The sequence below is a fragment of the Pseudonocardia sp. ICBG601 genome (assembly GCF_020496245.1).
In genome coordinates this window covers 1-22,402 of the sequence record NZ_JAHLJA010000074.1, presented here as the reverse complement: position 1 = coordinate 22,402, position 22,402 = coordinate 1, and the positions used below count along the sequence as shown (strand labels likewise).

Below are 22,402 nucleotides of genomic sequence, written 5' to 3'. Positions count from 1 at the left end.
GAGAAGTCTCCGAGCGGACGACGGGATTCGAACCCGCGACCCTCACCTTGGCAAGGTGATGCGCTACCAGCTGCGCTACGTCCGCACCGTGCACCGCGTCCCGGGCCGTGAGGCCCGTCCGCGGCGCGGTGAGAGAACACTAGCACCCGCCCCGAGGGGGGTCCGACCGTCCCCTCTCTCCACCACCGGATGTCCTCTCACGTGCGGAGACGTGCTCCGCCCGGTGGTGGGGTGCCTCGGTTCAGTCCCGGGCGGTGGTGTCCAGCAGGTCCGCGAGGGCGGCGTCGAAGTCGAGCCACGAGTACTCGGCGGCGGCGGGCACGGCGTCGTAGGTCGCCTGCAGGAACTCCGACAGCGTCGCCGCAGAGGTGGTGAACAGGGCGTGGCCCGAGGGGGAGGTGAGCTCGAGCTCGATCCGGGTCGGGTCGTCGCTCATCGGCTGCACTCGGACGTCGCCGGTGCCGGCGGAGTCGACCAGGCCGTCGCCGAGCAGATCGCGGGCGAAGACCCAGTCGACCGTGGTGTCGTGGCCGGTCTTGAACGAGGCCTGGACGGCGTAGGGGTCGCGGCTCGTGTAGGACAGTTCGACCTTCACGGGCACGACGGGCGCGTCCGGAGCGATGAGCTCGAACATGGCCGTCGCCCGGATCGTCTTGGACTCGTCGCGCATCGGTGATCCTCTTTCGTGGGGGCGTTGCGTGGGGCGTCAGTGTGGGAACGAGAGAGAAGGCCTCGGGGTGACGGGTTCGATGCGCATGAACGTGGGTCACCGTGGGATGACCCCCGATCGAGTCACAACGGTGTAACTCACCGCGTGCGACGACAGGGCTGAACGGGGCTCGGCGCCGTCCTGGCGTGTGAGCCGCGCAGCGCAGAACGACTACTCTCGTCGGAGTCCGAACCGGAACGGGTGCGGACACCGAACACAGCAATCGTGAGGACAACGCTGGTGGCAGGCATCGCCGATCCGCCGGACCGCCCCGAGCACGGGCGGGCCGCCGGGCCTGCCGCGCGCCGTGATCCGTCACGTCGCGACGACGCCGGGGACGCGCATCTCGTGCAACGGATCGTGTCCGGGGACTCGACCGCACTGGGCGAGCTGTACGACCGGTTCGGGCGCCAGGCCTACTCCCTCGCACGCCGCATCTGCGACGACGAGGGTCTCGCCGAGGACGTCGTCCAGGAGGTCTTCCTGGCCTTCTGGTGCGACCCGCCGCGCTTCGACCCGGCCAAGGGCCGGTTCGGCACCTGGCTGTTGACCCTGGTGCACCACAAGTCCGTCGACGCCGTCCGACGGGAGAGCGCCATCCGGCGTCGCACCGTCCCGGCGTCGGAGGACGGCTCGGAGTGGAACGCCCCGCCCGGGCCGGGCGCCGACGAGGGAGCCATCGTCGCGCTGGTCGCGGGCCACGTGCGTGACGCGCTCGATCAGCTGCCCGCCGACCAGCGGAAGGTCCTGGCACTGGCGTACTACGGCGGCTACACGCAACGCGAGGTGGCCGCGATGACAGGGGTGCCGCTGGGCACCGTGAAGTCCCGCATGTTCACCGGGGTGGCCAAGCTCCGGAATCTGCTGGGCCCCGTGGTCGGGGACGCCGGGGCGGACCTGGCGGGAGGGCTGTCGTGAACGACAACGAGGGGAGGCCCTGTCCGATGAACGAGCAGACGGTCGGCTGGGCGCTCCACGCCCTCGAGCCCGACGAGGAGATCGAGGTGCTGCAGCACCTCGAGGGCTGCGACGAGTGCCGTCGGCTCGCCGCCGACGTGGCCGAGACGACCACCGTCCTCGGCGGCGCGGTGCAGCAGGTGGAACCGCCCGCGTCGCTGCGCGACGCGATCCTGGAGCAGGCCCGGAACACCCCGCAGGTCGGACGGGCGGGTGACCGGGCGGTCCCGCGCCACGCGCTGCGCGACGACGTCGCGTCCTCCGGCGCCTCGCCCGAGGGCGGGGCGCGCCCGTCGGGGTCCGAGCGGCCCACCGTCGCCGCGACACGCCCGCCGGCGGGGCCCGGACGCGGCCGCGCCCGGAACGGGTGGCTGCGCCGCCCCGGTCGGGTACTGGTCGCCGCGGCCGTCGCACTCGCGGTGATCGTCAGCGGGGGAGTCGTCGTCGGGCAGATGCGGTCGATGCAGGCCGAGCGTGACGCGAGCCTCGCGCAGGCCCAGGAGATGCGCGACGTACTCTCCGCCATCGCGCAGCCCGGGACCCCGCACGCCTTCCTGTCCCCCGAGCCGGGGGGACCGATGGTCGCGGCCGTCGTGATGAAGGACGGACAGCGGGAGGTCATGCCGATGGGGCTCGACCCGAACGAGCCCGCCGACCAGACCTATGTCCTGTGGGGGCTGAACGGGGACGGAACTCCGCGGGCGATCGGCACGTTCGACGTGCGAGCGGGGCAGTCGGGACCGGTATCCGTAGAATCGCCCGACAGCGGGAGCTACGGGACATACGCCGTCTCGCTCGAGCGCGGAAGGGAGGCCCCTCCCGCGCCGACCAAGGTAGTCGCGGCCGGGCAGGTGGAGACCTGAGTACGACGGAGAAGGACGGCATCGGTGTGACGGCGGCCGGGAGCACGACCTCCGGGCGCCGGTACACCGGCGTCCGCAGGAAGTACCGGCGGGCGAAGGTCCGCTACCGTGCGTTCCGGGCGGGGGTGGCCCGCAGCCCGGTGCTGGACCTGACCTACCGCATCACCATGGGGGTCCTCGGCACCGCGATCGTCATCATCGGGATCATCGCGCTGCCCGCGCCGGGTCCCGGCTGGGCGATCATCTTCCTCGGCCTGGGCGTGCTCGCCGCCGAGTTCAGCTGGGCCCAGCGGCTCCTGCACTGGGTCCGCGTCCGCTACGACGGCTGGGTCGCCTGGATGGGCCGCCAGAACCGTGTCGTGCAGCTGCTGGTGATGACCTTGATCCTCGGCACGGTCGCGGTCTGCGCGTGGCTGTTCGGGATCTTCGCGACGGTCGGAGGCTGGGTGGGGATCCACTGGGAGTGGCTGCACTCGCCGCTGCTGCCGTTGCTCCAGCCGCCGCCCCCGCCGGTGCCCGTACCCGGATCGGAGCTGGTCACGGGCCCGCGCTGATCCACGGGCGACCCCCGTGAACGGCGGGGGGACGGGCTGTGTAGAGTTGGTTTCACCGCTGAGGGCGATTAGCTCAGGGGGAGAGCGCTTCGTTCACACCGAAGAGGTCACTGGTTCGATCCCAGTATCGCCCACAGTCAAACCCCTGGTCAGTTCCTTGTAGTGAGAGAACCGACCAGGGGTTTCGTGTGTTCGATGGGTCCTGCTTGCCCAACTGCCTGACTATTGCTGTTCCCCGGGGAACAGGCAGGGCCCCGGCAAAGTCGTGATGGGTGGGTCCTGAGCTGCGGTGATGTGGGGGGTGGGGGTGGGTGCGGACACAGGCTTGGCGTGATCATGAGGGTGTCGAATCCTTGCTCACGTCAGGAAGCCTGTGTCCGCAGTGTCAGTGTCTCCGATCGTTGCTGCTCTGGAAGGCCTGGAGGTCGGTCCTGACGCGGGGAGAGCCGCGCCGGTCGGTGAGGCGGCGGGGTTGTCGCTGGTGGAGGCCCTGTCGCGAGTGCCGGACCCGCGGAAACCACGCGGTGTCCGCCACGGTGTCCTCGCGGTGTTGCTACTGGGGGCGTGCGCGGTGTTGGCGGGGGCCCGGTCGTTCACCGCGATCGCCGAGTACGCCCATGACGTCGGCCGCGCCGTGCTGGACGTGCTCGGGGTGGGCGCGGTCGCTCCGCACGAGTCGACCATCCGCCGGGTCCTGCAACGGGTCGACGCCTCGGCGCTGGAGGCGGCGTTGCAGTCCTGGGTGTTGCCCCAGCTCAGAGCGTGTTTGGAAATGGTGGGTGTGTCGGGATGGTCGACACGGCTGGGGTGCTCCATCGTGGTCGGCATGCAGGAACGACCGCGCCGGTACCCCTCGGACACCAGTGATGCCCAGTGGGTGGTGATCGAGCCGTTGTTACCGCCGCTCGCGCGGCGGGGGCGGCCTGTTGCTCATGCTCGTCGGGACGTGCTGGACGCGATCTTGTATGTCGTGCGGACCGGGTGTGCCTGGCGGGCGTTGCCGGTGGACTTCCCGCCCTGGCAGACCGTCTACTGGTACTTCAACCAGTGGGAACAGCAGAAGGTCACCGAGAAGATCCTCCCGGTCGTGCGGGGGCAGTTACGTATCGCCGAGGGCCGTGATCCGGAGCCGAGTGCGGGGATCATCGATTCCCAGTCGGTCAAGGGCGCCGACACCGTCGGCCAGGACTCCCGCGGCTACGACGCCGGGAAGAAGACAGGCGGGCGGAAACGGTTCATCGTGACCGACACCCTCGGTCTGCTGCTGACCACGATGGTGTGCTCGGCCTCGGTACAGGACCGCGACGGCGCCAAGCCGATCCTGCTCAACCTCTACCTGCGCACCAGGGTGCGGTTCGTCTACGCCGACGCCGGCTTCGCCGGGCGACTGCTCGACTGGGCCGCCACGATCCTGCAGACAACGATCGAGATCATCCGCAAGCCACCCGAGCAGCGCGGATTCACCGTCCTCCCACGAAGGTGGGTGGTCGAACGGACCCTGGCCTGGCTCACCGCACACCGACGCCTGGCCCGAGACTACGAACGCCACCCCACCACATCCGAAGCCATGATCCGCTGGGCCGCGATCAACACCATCACCCGCCGCATCGCCCGTGGATACCCCGCCACCCGCCAGCAGAAACACACGACACCCTCAACCCACTAGAATTTCCAAACACGCTCTCAGGTCCACACTCCTTGATCGGAGTTACACCGATGTTCTTACAGCCCCCCGACGCTCTGCGAGGTAACAAGTCTAGCGCCCGATTTAAAGGCTGCAAAAGTGACAGTCTGTCGTTGTATAGATGCACCCCGTAGCTGTGACGACTATGTGACTTTCGTCGGGCATAGTCTTGCTTGGCGAGCATGCCGCCGGCGAGCTGCTCGAAAAATGAAAGGAACGACCCAATGTCTGATTTCGATCTGGATGTCCGTATGGATGCGCCAGCAAGCTCGAACAACACCTCGAGAGTCACGAGTAAGTCGCTGTGCACTCCGGGTTGCATCACGGGAATGATGCATTGCACTACCCGCTCGTGCAGCGGCGGCTGTTCGATCGTGATCTCACGCTGATCGCTTTCCTCGGATGGTGGCGTAGCAGAGATGTTGCGCCACCATCCGAGGAGTTCCGTGGACAGGCTGTTGATCTGTAAGAGTCCACCCTGAGTACCGCGGTCTGCGGTATCACTGGGGAGCTGGGCATCGCGCGGGGTACGTTGCGGGACTGGCTCACGAACTACGGCCCCGGGAACAAGACCGCAGCCGATGCCAGCAGGTATCCTAACCCAGTAGGGGCCACGCGCATCCCGTTGGCAGTGACGCAGACCCCAGAGGCTTATTCAGGCTCCGTCAGGTAAGTGCGTAGAAGATGAGTCCGATGACTGCCGAGATCGTCGTTTTAAATGTGGCGTAGGGTCGGCGGTAGTCTGTGTGGAGAACTTTCCACGTTTTGATATGGGCGATGACTCGCTCGATGGTGGCGCGTGTGCGGTTGAGGCTCTTGTTGAATGTTTTCTGCCAGTCGAGAAGTTCCCGGCCGGGTTGTTTTTGAACGGGGTGAGCATGCCGCGCCCGATGTAGCCTTTATCGCCGATCGGTGGGTATGTGGCGAGGTGGTCGCGGGCGCCGGATTGGTCGAGGCAATGTAGGTCGTGTCGGGAGCCTGGGGTCGGGTCGGAGATCCACGACAGCTGCCCTTCCAGGGTGGCTGCGACCTGGACGACGACGCCGGTGGTGCGATGCTTGCCCGACCACAGACCTGGTATGGCGGTCCATGACCAGCAGGGCAGTAGGGTTCCGTCGATGATGTACTGCCGATCGGCACGAAGCTCCTCCGCAGTCGGAACGACACTCCGCAGTGCCTGTGCCAGCAACGGTGTCACCCCCGCGATCGCTCGACTGACCGTCGACTGCGACACCCCGTAGGTTTCCGCCAACTCCCACTGCACACGATTCCCGCGCAGATACGCCAACGTGATCACCACCGACCAGAACAATCCCAGAATCGGCGGCCAAGGCCGTCGCAGGCCAGTCGCGTTCCGCTGATCCTGCTCATGCACCAGAGCGGCAAGATCCTGAATCTCATCACGCCGAAAGCCAGTGGTATAGTACATACTGCGACAACCCGTTCATCTTGGATTGATTCGGCAAATTAATCTTCGCGATGGACGGGCTGTCGCCCAACCCGGAGGCTTATTCATAAGCCGCAAAGAAGTAGAGGCCTACGATTGCCGCAACTGTGCTTTCGTATTTGCTGATGGGGTAGCGGTATCGGCCACCTTCTTCGCTGAGCATGCGCCATGTTTTGAGGTGCGCGATGGCGTGTTCGACGGCTGCGCGGATTCTGCCGAGGGCGGTGTTGAACTCGACTTGGCTGGGGTCGAGGTCGATACCGGGGGATCGCTTGTGCGGGACCGTGTTGATGCCCTCGACGCCGATGTAGCCGAGGTCGGCGACGGACGGGAGATCGCGCAGACGCTCCGCCAGCCCGGATGCGGCGTAGGCATGTGCGTCGTGGCGGGCGCCGTGAATCGGGACTTCGCCGACCGCGACGAGGACTCCGTCGAGGGTGGCGGCGATCTGCAGGTTCATGCCCGAGTAGCCGGCCTTGACCGAGAACAGGTCGGACACTGCGTTCCAGTCCCACGTCGGGCACACGGTGCCATCGACCAGCACTGTTCCGCCTCCGAGGACCTCCCGCGGGTCGGGCACGACGTCGGCGAGGACCTCGCCGATCACCGGGCGCAGCAGGTCCCAGCGGCGACTGACCGTGGACTGGCTGACCCCGAAGATCGCGCCCGCGAAGTCCTGGGTCACGTTCTTGCGCATCAGCGTCACCACCATGGCCACTGACCGGAACAAGCCCAACGCAACAGGCCTACCTGCAGAAACGAACTTGCCGCCGCATCGGGCGTGTACTCTCACCACCAGATCGGTGAGTTGTCTATCGTCCAACCCTGTCATAGCTTTGAATCGCAACAGCTCTTCGCCGATCCTCGTTCGATGCCTGGGAACACCGAACAAACCGGCAAGGGCTGTTGCACTTCAAGCGCGACACACCGCCGTGCCGGTATCGAGACAAAATCGCCGGTGACGGCTTCCGCAGATCAACAGAATTACTCCCTTGTGAATAAGCCCCCCGACACGCCGGGCTAGATCGTTATTTCACGGGCCCTGAATAAGCCTCCGCGACCCGCGCACGCTCCGCCAACGCCGTCGAGGAATTACCTTTCGGATCGGCATACAGCAGGTTCAACACACCAGTCGACAGAGCGGCGGCGGTCAGCACGTTCGTCGCACCGGACTTCCCGCCCCCCGGCGAGCCGACGATCATCGTCGGGACCGTTCCCGACGACCGCCACATCGTCACATCCACGTCCCCGCAACCGTCCGTGGAACGGGCCACACCGCGGATGACACCGCCATCGACGCGCGGCGTGGTGAAGTACCGGGTCTGCGCGGTCGGGTCGGTGTGAATGAGCGCCATCCGCCCGTACTGGGCGCCGTGGCCCTTCTTCGGCGGCTTGAACACCACCGACGTCGACGGCTCCCCCAACCCCGAGGCCAGCAACGACCGATGCGCGATCAAGTCCTGGTAGGTGTGCCGGCCACGGCGCAGCCCCACGCCCACAACACCAGCCCGATCGCCTCGCGCAGGTAGCGGTACACCGCCGAGGTCGCGACCCGGAAACCGCGACCGGTAGGAGCCAGCGCGGCGCGGTCGACCTTCCACGCGAGCCCGCCCGACCCGCCGAGGCGGGCCGGGCGCTGACTGGCCCCGGGACAAGACGGCGCCTCGGTGCTCGTGGGAACACCGGGGCGCCAGTCCTTCTGGCACAGGCGGGTCAGGCCGCGGCAGGCTCGCTCTTCACCGCTAGCTTTTCCAGGCGGCGGGTGGTGGGCCAGCGGACCGCGGTCGCCCAGCCGAGCTTCTCGAAGCCCCGGATGACGACGGCCGAGATGTCAATCTGGCCCTTCTTCACACCGTGCCGGGCGCAGGTCGGGTCGGCGTGGTGCAGGTTGTGCCAGGACTCGCCGAAGGACAGGACCGCCAGCCACCAGACGTTGGCGGACTTGTCACGGGAGGCGAAGGGGCGCTCGCCCCAGATGTGGCAGATCGAGTTGATCGACCAGGTGACGTGGTGCAGCACCGCGACGCGGACCAGGCCGGCCCAGAAGAACGCGGTGAACGCGCCCCACCAGGACATGGTGACCAGGCCGCCTATGAGGGCCGGGCCGAGCAGGCTGACGACGACGATCAGCGGAAAAGCACCCTGAATTCGCATCATGGAGGCTTATTCAGGGCCCGTGAAATAACGATCTAGCCCGGCGTGTCGGGTTGGGCGACAGCCCGTCCATCGCGAAGATTAATTTGCCGAATCAATCCAAGATGAACGGGTTGTCGCAGTATGTACTATACCACTGGCTTTCGGCGTGATGAGATTCAGGATCTTGCCGCTCTGGTGCATGAGCAGGATCAGCGGAACGCGACTGGCCTGCGACGGCCTTGGCCGCCGATTCTGGGATTGTTCTGGTCGGTGGTGATCACGTTGGCGTATCTGCGCGGGAATCGTGTGCAGTGGGAGTTGGCGGAAACCTACGGGGTGTCGCAGTCGACGGTCAGTCGAGCGATCGCGGGGGTGACACCGTTGCTGGCGCAGGCGCTGCGGAGTGTAGTTCCGACTGCGGAGGAGCTTCGTGCCGATCGGCAGTACATCATCGACGGAACCCTGCTGCCCTGCTGGTCATGGACCGCCGTACCAGGTCTGTGGTCGGGCAAGCATCGCACCACCGGCGTCGTCGTCCAGGTCGCAGCCACCCTGGAAGGGCAGCTGTCGTGGATCTCCGACCCGACCCCAGGCTCCCGACACGACCTACATTGCCTCGACCAATCCGGCGCCCTCGACCACCTCGCCACATACCCACCGATCGGCGATAAAGGCTACATCGGGCGCGGCATGCTCACCCCGTTCAAAAAACAACCCGGCCGGGGGGCTTATTCACAAGGGAGTAATTCTGTTGATCTGCGGAAGCCGTCACCGGCGATTTTGTCTCGATACCGGCACGGCGGTGTGTCGCGCTTGAAGTGCAACAGCCCTTGCCGGTTTGTTCGGTGTTCCCAGGCATCGAACGAGGATCGGCGAAGAGCTGTTGCGATTCAAAGCTATGACAGGGTTGGACGATAGACAACTCACCGATCTGGTGGTGAGAGTACACGCCCGATGCGGCGGCAAGTTCGTTTCTGCAGGTAGGCCTGTTGCGTTGGGCTTGTTCCGGTCAGTGGCCATGGTGGTGACGCTGATGCGCAAGAACGTGACCCAGGACTTCGCGGGCGCGATCTTCGGGGTCAGCCAGTCCACGGTCAGTCGCCGCTGGGACCTGCTGCGCCCGGTGATCGGCGAGGTCCTCGCCGACGTCGTGCCCGACCCGCGGGAGGTCCTCGGAGGCGGAACAGTGCTGGTCGATGGCACCGTGTGCCCGACGTGGGACTGGAACGCAGTGTCCGACCTGTTCTCGGTCAAGGCCGGCTACTCGGGCATGAACCTGCAGATCGCCGCCACCCTCGACGGAGTCCTCGTCGCGGTCGGCGAAGTCCCGATTCACGGCGCCCGCCACGACGCACATGCCTACGCCGCATCCGGGCTGGCGGAGCGTCTGCGCGATCTCCCGTCCGTCGCCGACCTCGGCTACATCGGCGTCGAGGGCATCAACACGGTCCCGCACAAGCGATCCCCCGGTATCGACCTCGACCCCAGCCAAGTCGAGTTCAACACCGCCCTCGGCAGAATCCGCGCAGCCGTCGAACACGCCATCGCGCACCTCAAAACATGGCGCATGCTCAGCGAAGAAGGTGGCCGATACCGCTACCCCATCAGCAAATACGAAAGCACAGTTGCGGCAATCGTAGGCCTCTACTTCTTTGCGGCTTATGAATAAGCCTCCGGGAACTTCTCGACTGGCAGAAAACATTCAACAAGAGCCTCAACCGCACACGCGCCACCATCGAGCGAGTCATCGCCCATATCAAGTCGTGGAAAGTTCTCCACACAGACTACCGTCGACCCTACGCCACATTTAAAACGACGATCTCGGCAGTCATCGGACTCATCTTCTACGCACTTACCTGACGGAGCCTGAATAAGCCTCATGGTGCTGTCCGCGATCAAGTCAGGGGCGAACCGCTGGTGATTGGTCAGGTCGCGCTTGAAGTTCCAGCCCAGGTGGGAGTGCCAGAAGCCCTTGACCAGCGCCTTCGCGCCGGTGCCGTAGAGCCACGGCGAGTGCGGGTCGCCCTCCTTGTCGGAGAAGGCGTGGTGGCGGCGGTGGGTCCCGACCCATTCCAGCACCCCACCTTGCAACGACAGACTGCCCGCGATGGCTAGCGCGATCCGCAGCGGGCGCTTGGCCTTGAACGAGCCGTGGGTGAAGTAGCGGTGGAAACCGACCGTCACACCCAGGCCGCTGATCCCGTAGAAGACGACGAACAGCACGACGTCGACCCAGCCGAGACCCCAGCCCCAGGCCAGCGGGACAGCGGTAAACAGCGCGAGCGTCGGGAGAATGACGAACACTCCGACGAGGAGAACTTCCCTGCGGCGGCGTCGGCCGTCGAACAGCGGTGCTCGTCCAGTGCTCGCACGGCCCGAGGCATCCTCAATCGTCATGAATTGAATTCAACACCTCGTCGCACCAAAAAGACAATCCAGCCTTCCCCCCTGGGCAGGTAGGGGAAACCCCCGTACACCTACCGCAGCGGCTGAGACAAGCCATACAGGTCCTCAAGACCAATAAACTCGAACGGTCACGCAAAGGTCACGTTTAGCGTTCCTCGTTCTTCTTGGTTCGCAGGTTAGTCAGAGTGCTTCAGAACCCGGTCGGCCCGAACGCATTCATGAGCTCTTATCATCCACGGTGCGATGAAACCTGAATCGCTGTCCGCTCGCTTTCGTTGCTCCGTCTCGAACTCTTTGCGGAGCTCTTCCGCGCGAAGCTTTGCTTCGATCTCTCGGTCAGGGCAGAGCACGACGTCGTCATTGAACTCTGGATCCGTCCGAACCTCGACCGCCGTCAGTGGCGAAGAGGAGCTGAGATTCACTGCCATATGCAGTACGCCGGCCGGAACGAAGATGAACTCTCCAGCCGCATGTATATGCGGCGTGAGGTCCGGTCCAGTTAGGGTTAGGGCATGACCAGCCACAGCGATGACGATAATGTCGGAATGTTCGTGAACATGAACCCTCGACGATGCTCGCGGGGGCATTACTACGATTCCGGCCGACAGTCTTGCAGAGCCTGATGTGGCGGAAGTAATGCACGGGAGTAATGCTTGCGCTTGCGGTCCACGGATAACTCGATCATCAGTTGCGCCCACGACGGAAACTCTCGCGTCCTTCACCGGTTCTACTTCTCCCTAAACATTCTAGTGCGACTTAGATTGGACGTTACCCCTCTTCTGTCACCACGCATGTCGCAAGCCGTGACATTCGAGAGATCGCCAGAGGAAGGCTACCTAGCAGCGAACGAGATTCTGTCGAGGAAAGCACCACCGACATGACGAAGCAAGCCTCCTGACGGAGTTGGCAGGAGGCCGCCAACCAGCGTGACGGATAACCGCCAACTATCAGCTCAACTTGCCCGAGTAGAAGAACTCGATGGCCAGTGTCGGGGTACACTCGGTTTAACAATACTCGAGTCGCGCCGCCAGATCGGTCGGAACGGGAGATGAGGTTCGTGTGGCATCCGAGACCGCTCAGCGGAAACTAGGTGAACTTGGGACCGACAGAATTGCCGAGATCTTCGAGCGAGTGATCTGTAGCAATGATCTGATTTCTTTCGCAGCGGGGGCCCCAAGTCACGATCTGTTGCCGACTGATTTACTCGAATCGGCAGTGAAAAACGCACTAGCTCGGTATGGGTCGACCATCCTGCAGTACGGTGAGGTAAGAGGCTTCACCCCACTAATCGAAGTCTGTAGTGAGCTACTCGCGGCTCGTGGGATTACACGATGCACAGACCGGGTACACATCGCAACAGGCGGTTCTGGAGCTCTCAACAATATCGCCGGATCGGTCCTCGACCCAGGCGACGTCGTTCTCGTCGAGACCCCTACATATGGGCCGGCTTTATCTGTCTTCCGCAGTTATGGAGCGGAAATCGTCCAGGTCACTACGGATGATCAGGGCATCGACCCAGACAGTCTTGACACGATGCTGAGCCGATTTCCCGACGCGCTAGTGTATCTGCTACCCACCTTTCAAAATCCGACCGGAGCAACAGCATCAGCCGCTCGGCGAAAGGCTCTCGCCGCAGTCCTACTACGTCACGACGCGTTAGCAATCGAGGACGACGTATACTGCGAGCTCCGATATTCTGGCACACCCGAGCCGGCTCTTTGCTCGTACGCCCCAGACAACGTCGCATACATCACATCTCTCTCGAAAACCCTTGCGCCAGCGCTGCGCATCGGTATCAGCGTTCTTCCAGATAGAATTCTGGAAACGGTCCTGCGCATCAAACGCGGGATCGATATGCAGACATCTTCACTCTGCCAGGCTACAGTCGCTGAGGCAATTAAGTCTCTTGACTACAAAGAGCATCTTCAAACTATTCGTTCAACATATGAACGGCGAATGCAAACGATCGGCGACAGCCTCACAGCGCATCTTACGCCAGTGGTCCGTTGGCGAATTCCAGACGGGGGACTGTTCGTATGGCTAGAGGGTCCCCCTAGCCTCGATGCGGATAGCGTGGTCCGCGAAGCAATCGACTCCGGTGTCGCTGTTCTACCGGGAAGCGCGTTCCACGCAGACCCCCGAGACGGGCGCAATACACTCCGGTTGAGTATTGCAGCTGTCCAGGATCAGTTCATCGATCAGGGTGTGCAACGCCTCGCCATGCTCATAGAGTCCAAAATTCAGTGACATCGACGGACTGCGCCATTATCGGGGTGTGGCTCGTGGAGGCTGTTGCAGCACCGTTTGTCCATCACGTCATGATGTTCCACGCCGATGGAACGATGCTGCAATCGAATCCGGACGGAGGAAACCTTCAACAAAGCGACAGTATTGGTATGGGAACATGGCTTCTTAAGGCAGATGACGAAGTAGTCGGCGCATTCGTGGAGTGTAGCGCCAACAGGAGGACAGGAGGCTCCCTCGGCTTCACTGAGGTTCGTTTCAAGATTATGGTCGACAGCCAGCAATTTGAAGGTCAAGCGCGTTCATACTCGCGTGGGCAGCGCACCGACTCCGGTGCTACGACCTTGCGTGGACAGCGCCTCAGACTGACCTGGTAACGGATCGTGTGATGTAGTACTTGACGCGCTCAGTTCTGAAAATCTATGCGCAGCGTTGGAAATGTGCAGAATTCAGTAGATCAGGATCCGCCTACCCGCCGTTTCCCCTGATTGGATCAAATTGTGGAAGATCAGGATGTACGTCGCTACCTGAATCGCCTAGGCATCCGCAACCATCCAGGAACGTCGACCCAGGCGTTGAAACTGCTCCATACTGCGCATGTGGAGCGCGTCGCCCACGAAAATCTTAGCATTTACATCGAAGAAAGCAGATCAATTGATCCGCTGCAGGCTGCTAAAGATATAATTAGAGGCCGCGGAGGATGCTGCCATCATCTTAATGGAGCGTTCTTTGAACTGCTGAACGCACTCGGCTTTCCCGCAACCCGCCATCGCGGCGGTATTCAACCGTATGGGAGAATGCCGTCAGTCGCCGATGCAAGCCATATGGCGCTGACGGTTCTGTGCGAAGATCAACGCTGGTATGTCGATGTCGGTATGGGTGATGCGCTCCATGAGCCGATTCCGCTTGTTCCCGGAACCAGGGCCCCGGCAAAGTCGTGATGGGTGGGTCCTGAGCTGCGGTGATGTGGGGGGTGGGGGTGGGTGCGGACACAGGCTTGGCGTGATCATGAGGGTGTCGAATCCTTGCTCACGTCAGGAAGCCTGTGTCCGCAGTGTCAGTGTCTCCGATCGTTGCTGCTCTGGAAGGCCTGGAGGTCGGTCCTGACGCGGGGAGAGCCGCGCCGGTCGGTGAGGCGGCGGGGTTGTCGCTGGTGGAGGCCCTGTCGCGAGTGCCGGACCCGCGGAAACCACGCGGTGTCCGCCACGGTGTCCTCGCGGTGTTGCTACTGGGGGCGTGCGCGGTGTTGGCGGGGGCCCGGTCGTTCACCGCGATCGCCGAGTACGCCCATGACGTCGGCCGCGCCGTGCTGGACGTGCTCGGGGTGGGCGCGGTCGCTCCGCACGAGTCGACCATCCGCCGGGTCCTGCAACGGGTCGACGCCTCGGCGCTGGAGGCGGCGTTGCAGTCCTGGGTGTTGCCCCAGCTCAGCGCCCAGCCGGCCCCGGAGGGCACACCCCGGCGAGAACAGCGCCGCGTGCTGGCCTTGGACGGCAAGACCCTGCGCGGCGCCCGCGTCCGTGCCGCCGACGGCAGGGTCTGGCTCCCGCATCTGGTGTCGGTGCTCGACCAGACCAGCGGTGGCGTGCTCGGCCAGGTTCAGGTCGCAGAGAAGGGCAGCGAGATCACCGCGTTCACCGCGCTGCTCGACCCCCTCGACCTCGACGATGTACTGGTCACCGCGGACGCTCTGCACACCCAGCGAGCCCACGCCGACGGGTGGCACGGCTTGAGCCGTGCCACCCCCTCAAGCCGTGCCAGGGGAAAATGGGTATTGACCTGGGTAAACAGTAGGGGTGGCACGGCTGTCTCGGCTTGACTCGGCTTGGGGGTCGTTTCGGGACATCCCCTGGAGTCTCACTCTGCGTGACGGGCCGGGGCCGAGTGGGGCGCGCCAGCGGTCTCGATTATCGGTGGTGCGTGGTTGCGTTTCCGGTGCTGCAGGGTGCGGCGCTCTGCAGGTGTTGCTGAGTACCTCCCCTGCCGCCTCTTCTGCCGCTTGTGGTACCGGAGGGCTGGGCGTTGTCAGAGCTACGGATGAGTGCTCTTTTGCGCTAGGGCGGGGGTGGTGCCGGGCACGGTATTGATGTGACTGGTTGTGCGGTTTCAAAGGTGCCGCAGGATGGATTTAGTATCTGCTTGCACGGTGTTGTGGTGCGTGCAGGAGTCCCCGCATCCGCTCGATGCGCGATCCGGCGGATGTGGGGGGTGTCGCGTTATCGTTGAGGTCGCGTGTCCTCGGTGCTGTCGGCCTGACAGGTGGCCCAGTAACTCCCGAGAGGGGTTTTGTTCCTCCCGAGAGAGCCCAAGATCGTTTTCGGGGCGTCTTCTGGACTTGCCCCGGGCGCTCTCAGGGAGCAATCGTCAAGACCTGTGGATGAAGATCTTTTAGGCGGCTTCGGTGTGGGTGTGGGCATCGGGTCGTTCGACGAGGCGGCCGGCGTCGAATCGGGCTCCGGCTCGGACGAGGGCGACCAGGTGCGGTCCGTTCACGGCGCGCCATCGGTTCTGGGCGGCCTCGATGAGTTTGAACGCCATCGCCAGTCCGGCCGCGCGTGACCCGGGCCCGCGGGTGACCCGGGTGCGGTGGCGGACGGTCGCGAACGTGGACTCGATCGGGTTCGTGGTGCGTAGGTGTTGCCAGTGTTCGGCGGGGAAGTCGTAGAAGGCGAGCAGTTCGTCGAGGTCGTCACCGATCTTCGTGACGGCCTTGCCGAACTTCGCCCGGTAGGCGGCCTCGAAGCGGGCCACGGCGTCGAGGGCTCTGCGCTTGTCCTCGGCGTTCCAGATCTCGGTCAGCGCCTTCTTCGCCCCCGGATGCGCTGACTTCGGCAGCGCGGCAAGGACATTGGCGGTCTTGTGGACCCAGCAGCGCTGCTCGCGGGTCTGCGGGAACACCTCGCGCAGCGCGCCCCAGAACCCGAGCGCGCCGTCAGCGACCGCGAGCACGGGTGCTCGCATGCCGCGCCGCGCGCAGTCGCGCAGCAGATCGGCCCAGGACTCGCTCGACTCGCGGTAGCCATCGGTCAGGGCGACGAGTTCCTTGCCGCCGTCCGCGCGGACTCCGATGAGCACGAGTAGGCACAGCTTGTGTTCCTCGAGGCGGATGTTGACGTGGATCCCGTCGGCCCACAGGTAGACGTAGTCCACACCGGACAGGTCTCGGCGGGAGAAGGTCTGCTGTTCGGTCTTCCAGGTCTCGGTCAGTCTGGTGACCATCGACGCCGACAGGCCCGCGGTGGAGCCGAGGAACTGCCCGAGCGCGGGCACGAAGTCCCCGGTCGAGAGTCCGTGCAGATACAGCAGCGGTAACACCTCGGTGATCTTCGGAGTGCGGCGGCACCATCGCGGCAGGATCGCCGAGGAGAACCTGCAGCGGTGCCCGGTCTCGGGATCGATGCGGCGGTCGTCGACCCGCGGGGCGACAACCTCGACCGCGCCGGCCGAGGTGAGGACCTCGCGGGGCTGGTGGGTGCCGTTGCGGACCACGAGCCGCCGGCCGTGCTCGTCGCGCTCCTCAGCGTGGCGGGCGATGTAGTCATCGACCTCGGCCTGCAACGCCTCGGCCAGCATCCGGCGGGCGCCTTCGCGGACCAGGTCGTCGATCAGCGAGCCGCCGCCCCGGCGGGGTTCATCGGTGTCAGCAGCTCCAGGAACTACGGTGAGCACGGGTCGTACCCTTCCGGCCGGCGTTGACCCGCCGGCCTTGCTTCAGAGCCTCAAGATCACCGGGAGGGTACGGCCCCTCCAGGTCATCCACAGGTCTCAAGCATTGCTCCTCTCAGGTAGGTCATCGTTGTGACCTGCTGTTGTGTGGGTGGTGGAGTGAGTCCCGCCGGGTCGGGCTGGCGGGTTGTGGTCGCGGAGCGGCCGTGATCGTCAGTACGTAGTTCCATGGTTTGAAAAAGGCAAAGGTCAAGGTCAACTGACTGCGGCAGGAGTGGGTGGTTTGAGCTTGTTTGGGTGTATCTGTCCGTAGTGGCTGAGCGTGTTCGCGTGGTTGCGTTCAGTGATGGTCCTTGATTGGTGACGGCGTGGCCGGAGGTGGTGGCTGATTCTGATCTTGACGATCGACTGGGGTGACTGCTTCACTCGGCCGGTGATGATCAGGAAATTGCGAAACGAATGGCTCCGGCAGCGAATGCATTGTTCGCTGTGGGGTTGTCGTTATTGATGTTGGTGGGTGTCTCTTCTGCTGCGATGGCACAGGAGTCAGGCGAGGTGGACAGAGTCGAGGTGGGCACTTCGGGGGATTCTGCTCATCTTGTTTTTGAGTTTGATAGGCCGTTGCAGCGAGAAGAGGCAGAGAAAATTCGTGTCCGCTTCGCGCGTGATATTCCCTTTGGGGTTCGTCAGGCTCCGCGAGTGGAGACTCTGGGATGCCGTAATGGACTGGATCGTCCTGATCGGAACGGGGTGCTGTCGTTGCAGTTTACGTGTCTGCCATCTCATGGCGTGGTCGCATGGGGTTATCGGTTGTCACCGGCAGTGAAGGCGACAGTTGTCGGACCGGTCAGGGAAGACGGGCTGCGGTGGTGGCAAAACAGGACGAGTAGACCCAAGAATTCCGGTCACGTGGAGTCGGCGGACTATATTTTCCACGGTTCAATGAATCCGGTGTTCGTGAATGATGTCCTTGACTATCAAGATTTCTTCACGTATCGCCATAATCTCGGTGGGGGTGGGACTGCGAAGCTGACATTTGCCGGGTCGGCCCGCCTGACATACTGATGACCAGCGAGCAGAGTTCTCCTTATCGATCGTGGGTGACTGCGAGCGGTGCTCCCGAGGAGGTCCTAGAAGCGGCGTCGGGTGTTTGTGAAGCGCAGGCACGACGGCTGGTAGAGGGGGTTTTACGGGATTTGGAGTTGAATGATCGTGGGTGGCGGGTCCGTTCTGTGCTCGTGTCGTCGCTGCCTCCGCCGCCCCCCCCGTGTTCTGGTCTGGATGTAGGGGAGGACCTTGTAGTTGAGATCGAGTCGGAGGGGCCCTCGGTCATTGGCGTGTACTTCACGACGTCGGTCACTCACGAGTCTGCGTGCGTGGCCACTGCTGAGCAGGTTCAAGATCATGTTCTGGAACTGGAGCATGGGACGCCTCGACCTCCTTGTCCGGAACATCCACACCCTCTGACACCCCGCCTGGTGGACAACGTCCCGACCTGGGTGTGTCCACGTGATCCGCTGCATTGCAGCTTCCCTGTATCTGGAACATGAGATCGGTGGTCTGCACGGTCGGTCCGGCACCGAGCCGAAGGTCATCAGTGAGCCTTTCCCAACCTGTTTGTGCTGGTCAGGCGGGGTCGGAGCGGAGGAGCTGGGGCGCGATATCGCGTTGAACCAGCCTTCGCCGCTGGCGTGAGGGCCGGTCAGCACGGCGCGCTCAGGCGGTGGAAGCCGAGTCAACCCTCAGAGCGAGGTAGCCTTCCTGCTCGTAGATGGAAAAATCGTGGTGCGGCCGGAAGTGCCCACGCACTCGATAGCGTCAGGACTCTACCTGCTGACTGATCCCGACCTCGTGCGTATGAGCCGCTCATATTTCAGACAGGCTTGGACTCTCGGCCGACCACTCGCCGGAACTATTAACCCCGACTCCTACGATCGAATGCGATCAATCGCGAGGCTCCTGTCCGCTGGGACGAATGATGAATCAGCAGCGAAGCAGTTGAATGTCTCTACGCGCACTTACCAGCGGTACGTTGCATTCTTTCTCCAGACACTCGGTGCGCGGAACCGATTTGATGCAGGAGTTCGCGCGGTAGACGCCGGCTGGATTGAGACTCCAAAGTTGCCAGAGACGTAGAACGCTTCATGCCATACGGGACGCTCCTTGTGTAAATGTGAACAAGCACGATCTAGGTATTCCGAAACCGTGATCGCCTACGGCGACCCGTTGGCTCCTCGTCAGCTCCGCGGCCCACTAAGATCGCTTGTATACAGTTATCGGACAGGTCTTCGCTATTGCTATGTGCACGCGAACTGGCCGCCATCTCGGTGTCGAAGCTCACCAGAGGGGCGCCAACCGGAACGAGCGCCCCTTCCGGGTGGTGGAGCTCGACAACCACTCCGTTGTAAGGAGACATTATCTCGATTGCAGTCTTCGCTGTCTCCACCTCTGCCAACGGATCACTGACTTCAACTGAGGCTCCAACAGCAACACGCCACTTGATAAGCGAGGCCTCTATGAGGCCTTCGCCTAGGTCGGGAAGGAGAAAAACTCTAGAGGTCAACAGAATCACCCGCTGTCTTCGCTGCCTGCCCATAGGCTAGAAAATCGACTCGGTCAAGAATTCTGTCGATATCTGGCAAGAATCGTTTCTCAAGTGCTGGCGGTGGGAACGGAACATCGAAACCCGTCACCCGCTGGACAGGAGCTTTGAGGTATTTGAAGCAACGTTCGCTAATTCGCGCAGATATTTCAGACGCAACAGACGCGTAGCCGTGAGACTCAGTTACCACGACGACCTTCCCGGATAGACGCGCCTCCGAGAGTAAAACCTTGTCGTCGATAGGAACCAGGGACCGCAAGTCAACGACGCCTACGTCGAGACCATCCTCAGCCGCAACGTTCGCCGCAGCAAGACAAGTCGACACGGATGGTCCGTAGCTGACGAGGGTTACGTCACGACCTGATCGCTTGATTGCTGCTGCGCCGAGCGGGATCTCGTCATCTTTGTTATGACCACCGAGACGAGTATAATACAGCCGCTTGGGCTCTAAGAAGACGACCGGATCGCCGCACTGAATAGAGCTTCTTAGCAAGCCGTACGCGTCCTCCGCGCATGAAGGCGCAACCACTCGCAATCCAGGCGTGTGCGAATAGTAAGACTCCGACGAGTCACTATGTTGCTCAACGGCACCAACGCCACCCCCGATCGGTATCCGTATTACCATGGGAATGTCAATTCGCCCACGACTTCGATGTCTAAGTTTTGCGACATGGCTAACGATCTGTTCGAATGCAGGATAGGCAAACGCATCGAACTGCATTTCGACCACTGGCCGTAAGCCGTAGATTGCCATACCGACGGCCATACCGATGATGCCCGCCTCAGAGACCGGTGTGTCGAAACAGCGATTATCGCCGAACTCCCTAGTCAAACCGTCCGTCACCCTAAACACGCCGCCGAGAATCCCGACATCTTCACCCAGAACAACGACCGATCTGTCTGCGGACATCTCATCGTGCAGCGCCCTGTTCAATTCCTGGACCATCGTTGAATTGTGGGAATCGTCAGTCACCGCTCGTCCTCCAAAGCGATCTCGGCCCGCAGGTTCGACCGCTGCTCCTGTAGCTGGAGAGTAAGGTCCTGATAGGCAAAGGAGAACATATCGTCAGGGTTCGGGTGTGCCTACCTGAAAGCTCGCTTTCTGCATCACCGGCAGCGGTGCGAGCGGCAGTGTCGTGCTGGCCCAGTAGTTCCTCATCACAGAGTTCATTTAGCAGTAGGTAGGCACGAAGACGGGAGATAGGATCGTAAGAGCGCCATACCTCCGACTCCACGTGCGAGCGGTAGCGCTTTGGATCATCCGTACTGGTATGTGGGCCCATACGGTAGGTATCCGCCTCTACGATTGTAGGCCCTTCGCCGGCCCTGGCTCGAGCGACAGCATCTGATAGAACAATGTGTAGTGCTGCAAAGTCATTACCATCGACACGGAGACCGGAATTCCATATCCGTCCGCCCGCATGGCCAACGAGGCAGCTGCGGTCTGCTGATCGGACCTCACTGAGATCGCGTACTTGTTGTTCTGTATAAAGAACACGACAGGGGCTTTGAAGACGCCTGCGAGATTGCACGCTTCATGAAAATCCCCAGTACTTGTGGCGCCATCTCCGCATAGAGCCATCGCCACAACAGAGTCACCACTAAGGGCAGACGCGTGAGCGAGCCCCACGGCGTGGGGCAGCTGAGTCGCGAGAGAATTTACCTGCGGCGCGATACGGTGCGCTTCTGGGTCGTAGCCGCAATGCCAGTCGCCCCTCTGAGTGCTGAGCACCTCCGCGGGACGAACTCCACGGGCGATAACCGCTGCAGAGTCGCGATAAGTCGGAAAAAGCCAGTCTTGCTCTTGCAGCGCAGTCGTGCAAGCTACCTGGCAAGCCTCCTGACCCGTTGAGGAGGCATAGACACCCAACTTACCTTGTTTAACGAGATCGAAGGCCTTATCGTTCAGAGCCCGTGCGAGGACCATACGTCGATAACCGTCTGAGAGCGTGGCGATACTCGGAACCTCGCCGTTAGCGACTCCTTCACGATCAATAGACTGCAGCACTGAGATCGGACGACGAGCACCAACTGAAGCTTGCAAACTGCTGGACAGCAGTGGCTCGGTTTCTGGCGGTGTGAGTGGCCGCGCTCTTACTTTAGAATAGATCGTCGGCTCGATCTTTTTTGGAGTACCCGTTGCGGAGCTCCTGGCCTCTTTCGAGGCCGCAATCTGAAAGAGCTTTTCCGCTTCGTCGATAGAAAGCTGACCCATATCTAGGAGAAATACGTCGCTCAGTGCCCTAAACCACTCCCTACGACTATTTAATGTCGTTACGGTTCGTCCAGCTGCGTCCAGTCGAGTCAGAGTGCAGTTGACTAACTCGTCGACCCCTTCGGCGTCGCGTCGTGTTACCGTCACTAGCTGAGTAAACCGGGACCCTGGCGAGCTGCTGAGTTCTTTATCTTTTTGTAGGAAGTGATCGGTCACTGCAGAGTGGCACGCAAATCCATACCAACGAATGCTCCTCGGCGGTCATGCTCGAATCGCCATCCGCCGGCCTCAGTCGTCGACCTGCGAAGTTGATATTGAAACGGACCCTGTATGTAGGTTCCGGGAACAGGGCCCCGGCAAAGTCGCTAGATGATCTTGTAGGTGGTCAGTGGTCGATGGGGGTCGCGGGCGTGGTGGCGGAGTGCTGCGGCGATGTTGCTGACGCCGTGCAGGCGTAGCGCGGTGATCGCGAGGTTCCGCAACGCCGACATGACCTGCGGGGCGTGACCGGTGTGGGCGGTGGCGCGGTCTTCGTCGAAGCAGACATCACGGACCCAGTGCAGGCGATTCTCGATCGACCAGTGCCCACGGATCCAGCGGGCGAGCAGTCCTGGATCGGCGTCGGTGCTGGTCAGGCTGGTGATCGCGTAGGCGGTCTCGGTTCTCCACTTCCCGCCAGGCCGCAGTGGGCGACGCCGGCGCACCAGCTTGATCGCCTGGGATGCGTGGGGGAAGAACTCTGCGCCCAGGTCGGGACAGGGGTGCAGGCTGACCACGCTGATCGTGCGGGTCTCGACGCGGCCGTGCCCACGCCCGCGTTGACGATCAGCGACGCCGATCTGGTCCAGGGCAGCGCCCGTACCCGTGCCAGCAGCGGTGGCTGGTTCGCTTTGATCGTCATCAGTAGTGCCCGCCGCGG

20 protein-coding genes, 2 tRNA genes and 6 pseudogenes are annotated in these 22,402 nt (G+C 62.8%); 15 read left to right on the top strand and 13 right to left on the bottom strand.

Annotated elements, in window-relative coordinates:
- Window positions 1-12: 12 nt before the first annotated feature.
- Window positions 13-85 (bottom strand) — tRNA-Gly (locus KPL57_RS21555).
- 156 nt (window positions 86-241) lie between these two features.
- Window positions 242-670, bottom strand: coding sequence for an SsgA family sporulation/cell division regulator (locus KPL57_RS21550; protein ID WP_020624097.1), 429 nt, complete (start codon window positions 668-670; stop codon window positions 242-244).
- A 279-nt stretch (window positions 671-949) separates the two neighbouring features.
- Here KPL57_RS21550 and KPL57_RS21545 point away from each other — a divergent pair, with 279 nt between their 5' ends.
- The 8 genes and pseudogenes from KPL57_RS21545 to KPL57_RS21515 all read left to right on the top strand — a co-directional run.
- Window positions 950-1,627 carry an RNA polymerase sigma factor gene (locus tag KPL57_RS21545; RefSeq protein WP_226352954.1) on the top strand — a complete coding sequence of 226 codons (678 nt, stop codon included), beginning with the start codon at window positions 950-952 and terminating at the stop codon, window positions 1,625-1,627.
- A gap of 26 nt (window positions 1,628-1,653) precedes the next feature.
- A complete protein-coding gene (locus KPL57_RS21540; protein ID WP_226352953.1) occupies window positions 1,654-2,529 on the top strand; it encodes an anti-sigma factor in 876 nt (291 codons plus the stop codon).
- A 26-nt stretch (window positions 2,530-2,555) separates the two neighbouring features.
- Window positions 2,556-3,083: a TIGR02611 family protein gene (locus tag KPL57_RS21535; RefSeq protein ID WP_226352952.1), complete on the top strand. Its 528-nt coding sequence runs from the start codon at window positions 2,556-2,558 to the stop codon at window positions 3,081-3,083.
- Between the two features lie 62 nt (window positions 3,084-3,145).
- Window positions 3,146-3,217, top strand: a tRNA-Val gene (locus tag KPL57_RS21530).
- Between the two features lie 239 nt (window positions 3,218-3,456).
- Window positions 3,457-3,816 (top strand): annotated as a pseudogene (locus KPL57_RS72500) (transposase family protein); the annotation flags it as partial.
- A gap of 39 nt (window positions 3,817-3,855) precedes the next feature.
- Window positions 3,856-4,765: pseudogene (locus KPL57_RS21525) on the top strand (IS5 family transposase); the annotation flags it as partial.
- Between the two features lie 184 nt (window positions 4,766-4,949).
- A complete protein-coding gene (locus tag KPL57_RS72495; RefSeq protein WP_374203764.1) occupies window positions 4,950-5,156 on the top strand; it encodes a gallidermin/nisin family lantibiotic in 207 nt (68 codons plus the stop codon).
- Window positions 5,156-5,374 (top strand): annotated as a pseudogene (locus tag KPL57_RS21515) (hypothetical protein); the annotation flags it as partial. The gene KPL57_RS72495 and the pseudogene KPL57_RS21515, both read left to right, overlap by 1 nt.
- Before the next feature lie 58 nt (window positions 5,375-5,432).
- Here the strand turns inward: KPL57_RS21515 and KPL57_RS21510 are convergent.
- From KPL57_RS21510 to KPL57_RS21495, 4 genes and pseudogenes are all read right to left on the bottom strand, one after another.
- Window positions 5,433-6,196: pseudogene (locus KPL57_RS21510) on the bottom strand (transposase family protein).
- A gap of 79 nt (window positions 6,197-6,275) precedes the next feature.
- Entirely contained in the window at window positions 6,276-6,926 is a 651-nt protein-coding gene (locus tag KPL57_RS21505) for a transposase (RefSeq protein WP_226351147.1), read from the bottom strand.
- Between the two features lie 316 nt (window positions 6,927-7,242).
- Window positions 7,243-7,707 (bottom strand): hypothetical protein, encoded by a 465-nt coding sequence (locus tag KPL57_RS21500; RefSeq protein WP_226352949.1) that lies wholly within the window; start codon window positions 7,705-7,707, stop codon window positions 7,243-7,245.
- A 220-nt stretch (window positions 7,708-7,927) separates the two neighbouring features.
- A pseudogene (locus KPL57_RS21495) lies at window positions 7,928-8,359 on the bottom strand (fatty acid desaturase); the annotation flags it as partial.
- Window positions 8,360-8,491: 132 nt separating this feature from the next.
- Between KPL57_RS21495 and KPL57_RS21490 the strand changes: the two are divergent.
- Window positions 8,492-9,268 carry a transposase gene (locus tag KPL57_RS21490; RefSeq protein WP_226352948.1) on the top strand — a complete coding sequence of 259 codons (777 nt, stop codon included), beginning with the start codon at window positions 8,492-8,494 and terminating at the stop codon, window positions 9,266-9,268.
- 100 nt (window positions 9,269-9,368) lie between these two features.
- Window positions 9,369-10,019: a transposase gene (locus tag KPL57_RS21485; RefSeq protein ID WP_226351147.1), complete on the top strand. Its 651-nt coding sequence runs from the start codon at window positions 9,369-9,371 to the stop codon at window positions 10,017-10,019.
- On the opposite strand, the gene KPL57_RS21480 is transcribed toward KPL57_RS21485, so the two are convergent.
- Together KPL57_RS21480 and KPL57_RS72490 are read right to left on the bottom strand one after the other, a co-directional pair.
- Window positions 10,010-10,747 carry an acyl-CoA desaturase gene (locus tag KPL57_RS21480; protein ID WP_308252959.1) on the bottom strand — a complete coding sequence of 246 codons (738 nt, stop codon included), beginning with the start codon at window positions 10,745-10,747 and terminating at the stop codon, window positions 10,010-10,012. The genes KPL57_RS21485 and KPL57_RS21480 overlap by 10 nt on opposite strands.
- A 185-nt stretch (window positions 10,748-10,932) precedes the next feature.
- Window positions 10,933-11,343: a cupin domain-containing protein gene (locus KPL57_RS72490; protein WP_374203767.1), complete on the bottom strand. Its 411-nt coding sequence runs from the start codon at window positions 11,341-11,343 to the stop codon at window positions 10,933-10,935.
- Between the two features lie 472 nt (window positions 11,344-11,815).
- On the opposite strand from KPL57_RS72490, the gene KPL57_RS21470 reads away from it, so the two are divergent.
- From KPL57_RS21470 to KPL57_RS21455, 4 genes are all read left to right on the top strand, one after another.
- Window positions 11,816-13,003 (top strand): PLP-dependent aminotransferase family protein, encoded by a 1,188-nt coding sequence (locus KPL57_RS21470; RefSeq protein ID WP_226352947.1) that lies wholly within the window; start codon window positions 11,816-11,818, stop codon window positions 13,001-13,003.
- Window positions 13,004-13,029: 26 nt separating this feature from the next.
- Window positions 13,030-13,377, top strand: a complete 348-nt coding sequence (locus tag KPL57_RS21465) for a hypothetical protein (RefSeq protein ID WP_226352946.1) — start codon at window positions 13,030-13,032, stop codon at window positions 13,375-13,377.
- Window positions 13,378-13,500: 123 nt separating this feature from the next.
- Complete coding sequence (locus KPL57_RS21460; protein WP_226352945.1) at window positions 13,501-13,941, top strand: arylamine N-acetyltransferase; 441 nt, start codon at window positions 13,501-13,503, stop codon at window positions 13,939-13,941.
- 119 nt (window positions 13,942-14,060) lie between these two features.
- Entirely contained in the window at window positions 14,061-14,819 is a 759-nt protein-coding gene (locus KPL57_RS21455; RefSeq protein ID WP_226352944.1) for an ISAs1 family transposase, read from the top strand.
- A gap of 569 nt (window positions 14,820-15,388) precedes the next feature.
- On the opposite strand, the gene KPL57_RS21450 is transcribed toward KPL57_RS21455, so the two are convergent.
- Complete coding sequence (locus KPL57_RS21450) at window positions 15,389-16,669, bottom strand: IS256 family transposase (protein ID WP_226352943.1); 1,281 nt, start codon at window positions 16,667-16,669, stop codon at window positions 15,389-15,391.
- A gap of 552 nt (window positions 16,670-17,221) precedes the next feature.
- On the opposite strand from KPL57_RS21450, the gene KPL57_RS21445 reads away from it, so the two are divergent.
- Entirely contained in the window at window positions 17,222-17,731 is a 510-nt protein-coding gene (locus tag KPL57_RS21445; RefSeq protein ID WP_226352942.1) for a hypothetical protein, read from the top strand.
- A gap of 1,123 nt (window positions 17,732-18,854) precedes the next feature.
- On the opposite strand, the gene KPL57_RS72485 is transcribed toward KPL57_RS21445, so the two are convergent.
- From KPL57_RS72485 to KPL57_RS21425, 4 genes and pseudogenes are all read right to left on the bottom strand, one after another.
- A complete protein-coding gene (locus tag KPL57_RS72485) occupies window positions 18,855-19,262 on the bottom strand; it encodes a biotin/lipoyl-containing protein (RefSeq protein WP_226352941.1) in 408 nt (135 codons plus the stop codon).
- Complete coding sequence (locus KPL57_RS21435; RefSeq protein ID WP_226352960.1) at window positions 19,219-20,214, bottom strand: alpha-ketoacid dehydrogenase subunit beta; 996 nt, start codon at window positions 20,212-20,214, stop codon at window positions 19,219-19,221. The genes KPL57_RS72485 and KPL57_RS21435 overlap by 44 nt, the downstream gene beginning before the upstream one ends.
- A gap of 19 nt (window positions 20,215-20,233) precedes the next feature.
- A pseudogene (locus tag KPL57_RS21430) lies at window positions 20,234-21,195 on the bottom strand (thiamine pyrophosphate-dependent enzyme).
- A 653-nt stretch (window positions 21,196-21,848) separates the two neighbouring features.
- Window positions 21,849-22,402 (bottom strand): ISAs1 family transposase (locus KPL57_RS21425; RefSeq protein ID WP_226352940.1); only part of this gene is annotated, 554 nt, incomplete at its 5' end.